General features: G+C 40.3%; 7 protein-coding genes. 3 read left to right on the top strand and 4 right to left on the bottom strand.

What is annotated here, in order from left to right:
* The first annotated feature begins 601 nt into the window (after nt 1-601).
* Nucleotides 602-2,155, top strand: coding sequence for a hypothetical protein (locus AAEO50_RS20530; RefSeq protein ID WP_341986233.1), 1,554 nt, complete (start codon nt 602-604; stop codon nt 2,153-2,155).
* 68 nt (nt 2,156-2,223) lie between these two features.
* On the opposite strand, the gene AAEO50_RS20525 is transcribed toward AAEO50_RS20530, so the two are convergent.
* Together AAEO50_RS20525 and AAEO50_RS20520 are read right to left on the bottom strand one after the other, a co-directional pair.
* Nucleotides 2,224-2,892, bottom strand: a complete 669-nt coding sequence (locus AAEO50_RS20525) for a phosphatase PAP2 family protein (protein ID WP_341986232.1) — start codon at nt 2,890-2,892, stop codon at nt 2,224-2,226.
* Nucleotides 2,893-2,920: 28 nt separating this feature from the next.
* The gene (locus tag AAEO50_RS20520) at nt 2,921-3,763 is read right to left on the bottom strand and encodes a Ku protein (protein WP_341986231.1); all 843 of its coding nucleotides are present in this window, start codon (nt 3,761-3,763) and stop codon (nt 2,921-2,923) included.
* Between the two features lie 151 nt (nt 3,764-3,914).
* Between AAEO50_RS20520 and AAEO50_RS20515 the strand changes: the two genes are divergently transcribed.
* Nucleotides 3,915-5,738, top strand: a complete 1,824-nt coding sequence (locus tag AAEO50_RS20515; RefSeq protein ID WP_341986230.1) for a DNA ligase D — start codon at nt 3,915-3,917, stop codon at nt 5,736-5,738.
* Between the two features lie 34 nt (nt 5,739-5,772).
* On the opposite strand, the gene dapF is transcribed toward AAEO50_RS20515, so the two are convergent.
* Nucleotides 5,773-6,768 (bottom strand): diaminopimelate epimerase, encoded by a 996-nt coding sequence (dapF, locus tag AAEO50_RS20510; RefSeq protein WP_341986229.1) that lies wholly within the window; start codon nt 6,766-6,768, stop codon nt 5,773-5,775.
* A gap of 233 nt (nt 6,769-7,001) precedes the next feature.
* On the opposite strand from dapF, the gene AAEO50_RS20505 reads away from it, so the two are divergent.
* Entirely contained in the window at nt 7,002-7,295 is a 294-nt protein-coding gene (locus tag AAEO50_RS20505) for a hypothetical protein (RefSeq protein ID WP_341986228.1), read from the top strand.
* A 5-nt stretch (nt 7,296-7,300) separates the two neighbouring features.
* Here AAEO50_RS20505 and AAEO50_RS20500 read toward each other — a convergent pair whose 3' ends face one another.
* Nucleotides 7,301-8,542, bottom strand: coding sequence for an EAL and HDOD domain-containing protein (locus AAEO50_RS20500; RefSeq protein ID WP_341986227.1), 1,242 nt, complete (start codon nt 8,540-8,542; stop codon nt 7,301-7,303).
* Between the last annotated feature and the right edge of the window lie 390 nt (nt 8,543-8,932).

Genomic DNA, 8,932 nt, shown 5'->3' with positions numbered 1-8,932 from the left:
GCTCTGGGGCTTAGAGGCACATGTCATAAGTCAAACCGACCAAGAAGGCAAAGAACGCCTTCGTGGTCGATTCGCCTTATGCCACCCGCCTCTGAGCAAAGCCCCTCCGCTTTTCGCCCCGCATGAGCTTTAGCGACGAGGAGGCCCACGGGTCACCCGCGGAAAGCGAAGTCTTGCACGGAAATCAACAGCGGTGTATAAAAGAGTCTAATAAAAAAGACAATCCCGGAGCAGATAGCTCCGGGATTGTCTCTACGATTTATTAAAGGGGGGTAAATCATGAACCATTCTCCAATATAAAAAGAAAGAGGGGGAAACTCTTGCGTTTTCATTGAGAATGATTTTCAATATCATTGTAATTCTTATATCTGTGTTTGTCAACAAAAAATCAACGAAATTTTTAAGAGTGATTTACTTCTTTAGTTATAAGCCTTGAAATTTCTTGAGTCCTTCTTTTCTCAGCACAAGCATAAATGATTGAATGAGAAATATATTTTCGGGACATTTTTTGTAAGGAAATATTTGGTGTCAAGTTGATGGAATTGTGGTAAAATTCTAAATTGAAATCAAAAAATAGATATAAAGATTGAGGGGGATTTTGGTGAAAGAAAGACTAAAGTCATTCGGTATACCTTTGATGATCATCCTGCTGCTTATGGGCGCACTGGTCATCCACCAGCTATTAGAAGTAAAGAAACAGCCTCAGCCTGATTGGAGCCGTTCAGTCCCATTGGGGTTCACCTCTGAAGAACGTCCTCAGATGTTCTTCAACAATGGCAGCCTTTTCTTGACGGATAATGGAAAAGTGCGACAATTGGCATTCGATGATCAATTTAATATTACCGAAGATTCCGTAAAGAATACTAAGGTAACTCGAGGATTCCCTTTCTGGACGGATGGATCGGTCTTTATTCAAATGAAATCAGGCCAATTGATTGCTACGAAAAACAGTAAAGAGGTCGTCATTTCAGAAGAAGCAACAGGTTTGAGTACTTCCGGAGAAAAAATATTTTACTGGGTTGAAAACGACCTCTTTACAGTAAATCCTGCTGATTTGTCGAGCAAAAACATTCATACATTCTCTAAAAACATTATGGAAGTGTATCAAGGGGATAACGGCAGTGCAATCGTTCAAGAGCAGCAAAATAATGCTTCAGCTGTTCTACATTATATGGATGAGAATGAGAAACTGGCAGGCGGTCCTTTTGCAACAGTCAAAATCTCCACGAGCCATCATATTGATGGACTGACATATGAAGTAGAAAACAATAAGCTGACAGTCCTTTATAATGAAGAGCTGAGAGCACAAGGAGTATTAAGCTATAAGATTGTGAAGTTGCAATCTTCTTTGGACGAATTAGGAACCGGCACCCTGAAACCTGAAAATCTTAAGTTTCTTAATGTGGATTCAGGTGAAAATCTTCAGGGGCCCCGTTCTGCAAAACTAGTGACAGTAGATGGGAAGAAATCTATTTTGTTCACGTCTGAAGGCCATAAACTCAGTGACCATAACGCAGTCAGCGTATACTTAGCTCCTTTAGAAGATACGGTCTCTTTGTTGCAAGCCGAAGCCATAGGGACAACCAAGCATTACTCATATCTTCCTTTCCAGTTGAGCGAAAACAGTTTCGCATGGCTTGATTATGGCGGAGATACGTATGAATTGTTCGGTGCTTCACAGGATCCGGAGGTCATTGCCTCAAGTGTTGAACTAAACAAACGCAATGTCAAAGAAGCCGTCAACAACAGTATAATGATGTTATTCAGCAGTGTGATCACCATTCTAATATCCTTCTATTGGGTGCTGCCTTCACTATTGCTATTGATCCTTCTGTATATGTTCAGACCTAATATTTTCGAAAAAGACGGCATTAACTGGGTTGAATACGCTTCTATACTCATCTTCCTGTTCATGCCTTTTACATTCATGAATAAATCCATGAATGGATATTTTTACTTTGCAGCCCCTGATTACCTCACCTTTACAGGAGGCGGGTATGTAGGAATCCTGATAATCACTCTGGTGACCGGGCTGATATGGAAATTCGGACGAAATCCTGATTGGGGAACTTTTGGGGGAGTATTTTATTTTATGGGTGTGTACATCCTTATCTATGTTTCTTCATTTGGCCCATATATCTTTAATTTATTCTAAGAAAATGCTTACTCATATTTCATGGAAAAACAAAAGACCTGAAACGGGATGACCCGCTTCAGGTTTCTTCATTCATCGACATATTTCCAATCACTGCGTTCATAAAAATACGTATATACTGCAATGCAGAGCGTCAGCCAACCGCCGCCGGCTGAAAATCCTCCTACAATATCACTCGGATAGTGTACGCCTAAATATACCCTGCTGATGCCAATGCACAATATGAGTATCGATAAGCCGATTATACTCAACACCTTATATATGCTCCTGTCAAAGGCACGAAACAACATAAACGCCAGTGCTCCATAAAATATGAACGAGCCCATGGTATGACCGCTTGGAAAGCTGTAACCCCCTTGCTCGATCAGAGCTTCAATATCAGGCCTGTCCCGTTTGAAGATCCACTTCAACAACCAATTAAAACCAGCTCCAAGGCCTACCGTCAAAGCTGCGAATACAGCTAGAGGATATTTCTTCATAAACAATAATATGATGATAACCCCTATCGTGCATATACTCAGCCACTTCACACCACCCAAGAAGGTGATGGAAGTCATCAAGGTTGTCAGCTTAGGTGAGATAAAAGCATGGACAACATTGAAGACTCCATTATCAAAATCTGCAATTTCATTTTCCTTCCATTCATCTACGATTGAGACAAATCCCCATGTAAACAATCCTAAACAGATTAATGAAACAATGAAAAATGTTACTTTCTTTAACTGTCTCTCCTCCAACGTGTTTCTCCTTCCCCGCTCATTCGATTTATTGCGCTTTCTTCTTTGTAGTCGTTTTCTTTTTAGCCGGCTTCTTTTTGGCGGTTTTCTTCTTTTCCGTACTTGTTGAATCAATTGAAGCTTGCAGTGCCGCCATTAAATCAGTCACATTTTCTTTCGGAGCTTTTTCTTTAACAGTAACGATCTTCTCACCGGTTTGCTTGGATTCAATCAACTGACTCAGCCGCTCACGGTATTCATCATGATAATTTTCCGGCTGGAATTCTGAGGTCAATTGTTCAATCAGCATCGTTGCCGTTTCCAACTCCTTTTCGGAAATTTCATCGTTTTCAGGTACATTGGGTACATCTTTAGAAGTCCTGACCTCATCCGGGTAGTGAATGGTTTCCATCACTAATGTATTCTCATAAACCCTTACGACAGACAATTGTTCTTTCGATCTCATCGTTATTTTAGCGATACCCACTTTTCCGGAAGTTACTAAAGCTTTCCGCAATAGAGTATAAGCTTTCTTCCCTCCATCATTCGGTGAAACAAAATAGCTCCTGTCATAAAAGATCGGGTCGATTTCATCGATTTTTATAAAGTCCAAAATTTCTACCGTTTTCTCTGCATTTACCTCTTTTATTTCATTCAGTTCATCTTCTTCTAAAACTACAAATTTCCCTTTTGTCACCTCGTAGCCTTTTACGATGTCTTTATGATCGATTTCTTTCTCGCAGACGGGACAAACTTTTTCATATTTGATGGGTGTATGACACTCTTTGTGAAGAGAACGAAGCTTTATATCACGATCTTCGGTAGCAGAATGCAGTTTGATTGGAATGTTTACCAAACCGAAACTTATTGAACCCTTCCATATGGTATGCATTACAATACCCTCCTTTTTTTATACTAAATCCTATTATCTTTATCTTTTAGTTACTTAATGTGCTTCATTCCCATAAACATTTGGAAATAATCGATCATGAATGAGGCCACACTATAATAAAAACGGTCAAGGGTGATGTGAATTGAAGCCGATGCTGCCTACTTTAACTGGAGAACCTCCCCTTAAGGGAGAATGGAATTATGAGGTGAAGTATGATGGTTTCAGGGGAATTCTAAAGGTTGATAAGTCTAAAAAAATTTCACTCAAAAGCAGAAATAACAAAAATCTTCTACCCTATTTCCCTGAAATAGAAGAATACATAAACGAACTGATTGGCGAATCTTCCTTTACGCTGCCGATTGTGCTGGATGGAGAAATTGTCGTTCTGCGTTCACCATCGAGCAGTGAGTTTTTCGAGCTTCAAATCCGGGGAAGAATGAAAAACAAACAAAAAATCAGCGAATCCGCATCGCTGAGACCAGTGAAATTTTTGGCTTTCGACCTCATTCAAAGCGGAAACGACCTGTGGTTCAGCCAGCCATATACCAAACGCAAAAGAGAGTTAAAAAAGCTGTGTTCCTCACTTGAAATCCCACTGAAACCAGACCCGTCCAATCCGGGTGTCCTTCAAATGGTTCCTTACTTTACAGACTGGAAAAGGGTATGGAGTGAGGTGACAGATGAGGAAGGAGAAGGTGTAGTCGCCAAGCTCTCAGACAGTAAGTGGGAAGAAGGAAAACGGAGTAACTCATGGCTGAAGATAAAAAACTGGAAAAAATGCCTATGCTTCATCACTTCCGTGGATGTTAGCAACGATTATTTCCACATAGGTGTCTTTGATCATGACATCGTTAAACAAATTGGATTATTTCACTTTGGAATTTCATCGAATGATAAAAAAACCTTAAAAGAAATCATTAAAAAAAATCATTCGCGAAAAGAAGGCAGTCATTATTTTATAGAACCAGCGATTTGTGTGGAAGTTCATTACTTGAATTGGTATGAACATACATTAAGGGAGCCACATTTTCACCAATTTATGTTCTCTTCAAATCCTGAAGATTGCACGATGGATCAATTTCTTCAGAAGGAAGCCAGTCTGCCTCAAAATGTGGAAATCACTCATCCCGACAAACCATTATGGGAGGCACCACCCATTACGAAACTTGATTATATCCGGTACCTTCGCAGAATATCTGTTGTTATGCTTCCCTTTCTGCGTAATCGGCCCTTAACCTGTATTCGTTTTCCACATGGTCTGTTCGGGGAATCTTTTTACCAGAAGAATGTGCCTGATTATGCACCCGATTTTGTTGAAACGCATGTCCAGGATGGAATCGAATACATTATATGCAATGAATTGGAGAGTCTCATGTGGCTGGGAAACCAATTGGCACTTGAATTCCACATACCTTTCCAAAAAGCGGATCAACAGGACGTCAATGAAATCGTATTTGATTTGGACCCTCCCGGCAGGCAGCAGTTTTCGCTGGCGGTCAAGGCAGCTCTTATCATGAAGGAATTATTTGAAGGGATGCACTTACAGAGCTTCGTTAAAACATCGGGAAACAAGGGGCTCCAAGTATATATTCCGCTGCCATCCGGATACTCATGGAAAGATACAGGCTTATTTACCGAATTCATTGCTCATTACCTTGTATCCAATTATCCCGATGATTTTACGATTGAGCGAATGAAGAAAAATAGAAAGGGCCGTCTTTATGTCGATTACATACAGCACGGAGAAGGTAAGACGATCATTGCCCCTTATTCATTAAGAGGAAACGACAAAGCCCTCGTCGCTGCCCCGCTTTGGTGGCATGAAGTAAAAGAAGAACTAACTCCCGAACAATTTACGATGGAAGAAGTATTAAGCCGTTTTAAACGATTAGGTTGTCCATTCAGTCAGTTTGATCGGGTAAAGGATGATCAGCCATTTCAGGAAGTGATCAGCTTTCTTAAAGGAAATAAATAAGCCTGGACGGCCACCGTCCAGGCTTATTATTCCTTTATACTTTTGTAAACACCTTACTGTCTACAACCTTTTTGGCATGCTTCTGAAGCAGTCCGTATGCAGCTTCTTCGTTAAATTCCGTGTGGGATAGTACTTCAAATAATTCAGGCTGAGACAATGATAACTCAAATTCAGCCTCAAACATATAAGTAGCGTTCCCGATCAATTCCATATAGTAATGACCGGCCGACCCCTGTCTAACCACTACTCGTACCTTTCCTCCATTGTTGTAGACTTCGATTTCCTCATCCAATCGGTTATGGCCAAGGAGACAAGTCACCAGACTGGAAGCTGACATCGCAGTTCCACACGCATTAGTGAATCCGACACCTCGTTCGAATGTACGCACATAAATTGCGCCTTCTCCCAATCTATGCACAAAGCTCACATTCACTCCATCCGGAAACAGGTTATTCGGACCATTAACGGTTTCGGAGATCATCTTCTGTTCGTTTGAAATGATGGTTTCAGCATTCACGATACTAATCAAATGAGGGTTAGGAACCGCTAATACCGTAAACTGCAAACGATTGGATATCTCAGGAATTTTTTGATTTATCACTTGAGTATGATCCATATTCATCGGAACTTGGTCAAGATCAAAATATACTGGAGAAATTTCCACATTATAAGTAGGGATATCATCAAAGATGGCAGGGGCTGAAGCAACTTTCAAATCTGCTTTCATCGTTTCAATGATGATATTTTCTTTATCAAATAATTCACACACATACCGTCCGACACATCTGAGACCATTTCCACACATGGATGCTTCAGAACCATCTGCGTTAAAAACCCTCATTTTTGCATCACAGTGTCGACTGTCCATGACAAACAGTATACCATCCGCTCCTATACCTGTTTGTCTGTCGCATAACGATAATGAAAGGTTTTGCCTCTCTTCTTCTGTAAAAGTATAATGATTGGATACTTCATCAATCAGTAAAAAATCATTTCCAGAACCGTGACATTTAATAAAATTCAGTTTCATAGTGAAGCCCTCCGATACGATCAATCTGTCAGACCTTTATTTTAAAGTTTCAGGCAATGTGTTGTAAAGACTCTCTATCAGTTTACTACATTGTATCCCGAATGTGTTCTCCGACGCATATTTTTACTGAAACTCCCTGTAAAAACAGTTACAATTTAAATATAATCTTTTGTCGAAAAAGGGTCGTTCTTTTATTAAGCAATCTTTTAGAAATTAAGAGTGAGGTGATATCCATGGACGAATTACTATTCCGTTTTCAAGTGAAAGAAGTAAATGAAGCTGGGGATGACTATAGCTCACGCGATGTGCTTGTCCTCTGCAAAATATTGGACTCCAAAAAAGACCTGCTTCAAGAAGGCCTTTTCAGAGTTCGATTCAATTCAGTCGGCATTTATCCCTTTCCTGCTGATATTGCGAGGCAGGTTACATCAAGGAAAATACAGCGTCTCTTGCTGATGGAGTTAAAACGATATATCAAACCTCAGAGGAAATTCTTAAAGCCAGGTTCTTATAAACCGGTATGGTAATCCGCTCAATGGATAAGCTCCTGTGTGAGCAGCTCTTCTGCCCACTGACAGGCTTGCTGATAACTTTCTGAAATGTTCTGCTCTGAGAGATTTAATGAACGCATTTTCTTTTCAAGATCGATCCAGTCACCCTTCTCGGCCGAAATGACCAATTCCAGCATATCCTTTAACTCATTGGATTTACCAGTCAATGCATCACATATTTCGTCATTCAACGGTAAATCATCAAGTATCTTCATCATGGGAACCGATAAGATTGTATCCATCAGAGAAAACATACCGGTAAGAAAATAGCTGGATGTATTTTTGGTACCTTTTATCTTTTCCGCCGTAAGCTCGCACATTTTGGCCCTCGTGAGGCATAATGTGATTACTTCATTTTCCAGCTTTTCCCTGTAAGCTACCTGCTCCCTTACCGCCAGCACGTAGATCCATCTTTTGATTTCCATTAACCCGAGTAATACGATTGCCTGCCGGATGGAATGGATTTTATGCTTTGGCCTGTATGCCGGTGAATTAATGAGCTTTAATAGTTTATAAGAAAGCGAAAGATCCTGCTGGATCAAACCGCTGATTACATCGATGCTGGGCTCTGACATTTCCAGGCTTTGAATGATTGAATAATAAGAATGAAAATAAACCGGTACATCATGAGATGCAATTATCTTGGGCTTACTGAAAAAGTAGCCTTGAAAAAAATGATATCCCTTATGCCTTGCTTCCTGATACTCCAGCTCCGTTTCGACTTTTTCCGCGATCAGTTTGTACCCTAATAAATTTGATAAAACTTCTATCCTGCTTCTCATCTCCTCGGTTGTAGACTGGAAATCAACCTTAACAAAATCTGCTGCTTTCATAAGCTCTTTACAAAATGGATTCGATTCATTAAAGATAAAATCATCCAATGCTATCTTGTACCCGAGCTTCTTCAGTTCCAGGCAGATGTCCACCACACCCTTGCTCGGCTCCACCGATTCCAAAACCTCTACTACAATTTCTCTTGGGTTAAAATAAGTGGGAACCCTTAATTTTAGAAGATTTTCTGTAAAATTAATAAAACAAGGTTTTCCTGAGGATAAGGCATCTATCCCGATATTTAGAAAACTATTAATTATGACATCTGCCGTTGCTGTGTCTCCATCAATATTCGGAAACATATTCAATTGGTTATGTCTGTATAGAAGCTCGTAGGCTGCCTTTTCCTCATTCACATCAAAGATTGGCTGCCTTGCCACAAATACTTCCATCATTTCCACCCCTGACTAAATCCCATACGAAACCAATTTTTGTATGTAACATAGTTATTTCGATTCATTTTTTTCTTAATAATATCAAGAAATTTCCTGGCAGTCTATAAAATTTGTATATTAAGGGTGGTATTACCAGAATTCCGTCATCTTCTGAAACATTCAGATCAGGATAAAAAAGAGACTGGTACAAAACTAAAATCCCACCACCTAATGACGAACATTTTCAGTAAAGTCTCTTATTACCGCTAATGATTTCCGTGCAAGACTTCGCTTTCCGCGGGTAGCCCGTGACCCTCCTCGGCAAGCCTGCGGGAAGAAAAGCGGAGGGGCTTTGTTCAGAGGCGGGTGACATAAGGCGAATCGGCCACGAAGGCGTTCTTTGCCTTC

Source organism: Rossellomorea oryzaecorticis (assembly GCF_038405515.1).
Classification (GTDB): domain Bacteria; phylum Bacillota; class Bacilli; order Bacillales; family Bacillaceae_B; genus Rossellomorea; species Rossellomorea oryzaecorticis_A.
Note: the sequence above shows the minus strand (reverse complement) of the source record. Positions and strands in the feature narration are given on the sequence as shown.

Excerpts from the sequence above, each read along its gene's own strand:
- AAEO50_RS20505 (WP_341986228.1), top strand. The coding sequence starts at position 7,002 with ATGGACGAATTACTATTCCGTTTTCAAGTGAAAGAAGTAAATGAAGCT.
- AAEO50_RS20520 (WP_341986231.1), bottom strand. The coding sequence starts at position 3,763 with ATGCATACCATATGGAAGGGTTCAATAAGTTTCGGTTTGGTAAACATT.
- dapF (WP_341986229.1), bottom strand. The coding sequence starts at position 6,768 with ATGAAACTGAATTTTATTAAATGTCACGGTTCTGGAAATGATTTTTTA.
- AAEO50_RS20515 (WP_341986230.1), top strand. The coding sequence starts at position 3,915 with ATGCTGCCTACTTTAACTGGAGAACCTCCCCTTAAGGGAGAATGGAAT.
- AAEO50_RS20500 (WP_341986227.1), bottom strand. The coding sequence starts at position 8,542 with ATGGAAGTATTTGTGGCAAGGCAGCCAATCTTTGATGTGAATGAGGAA.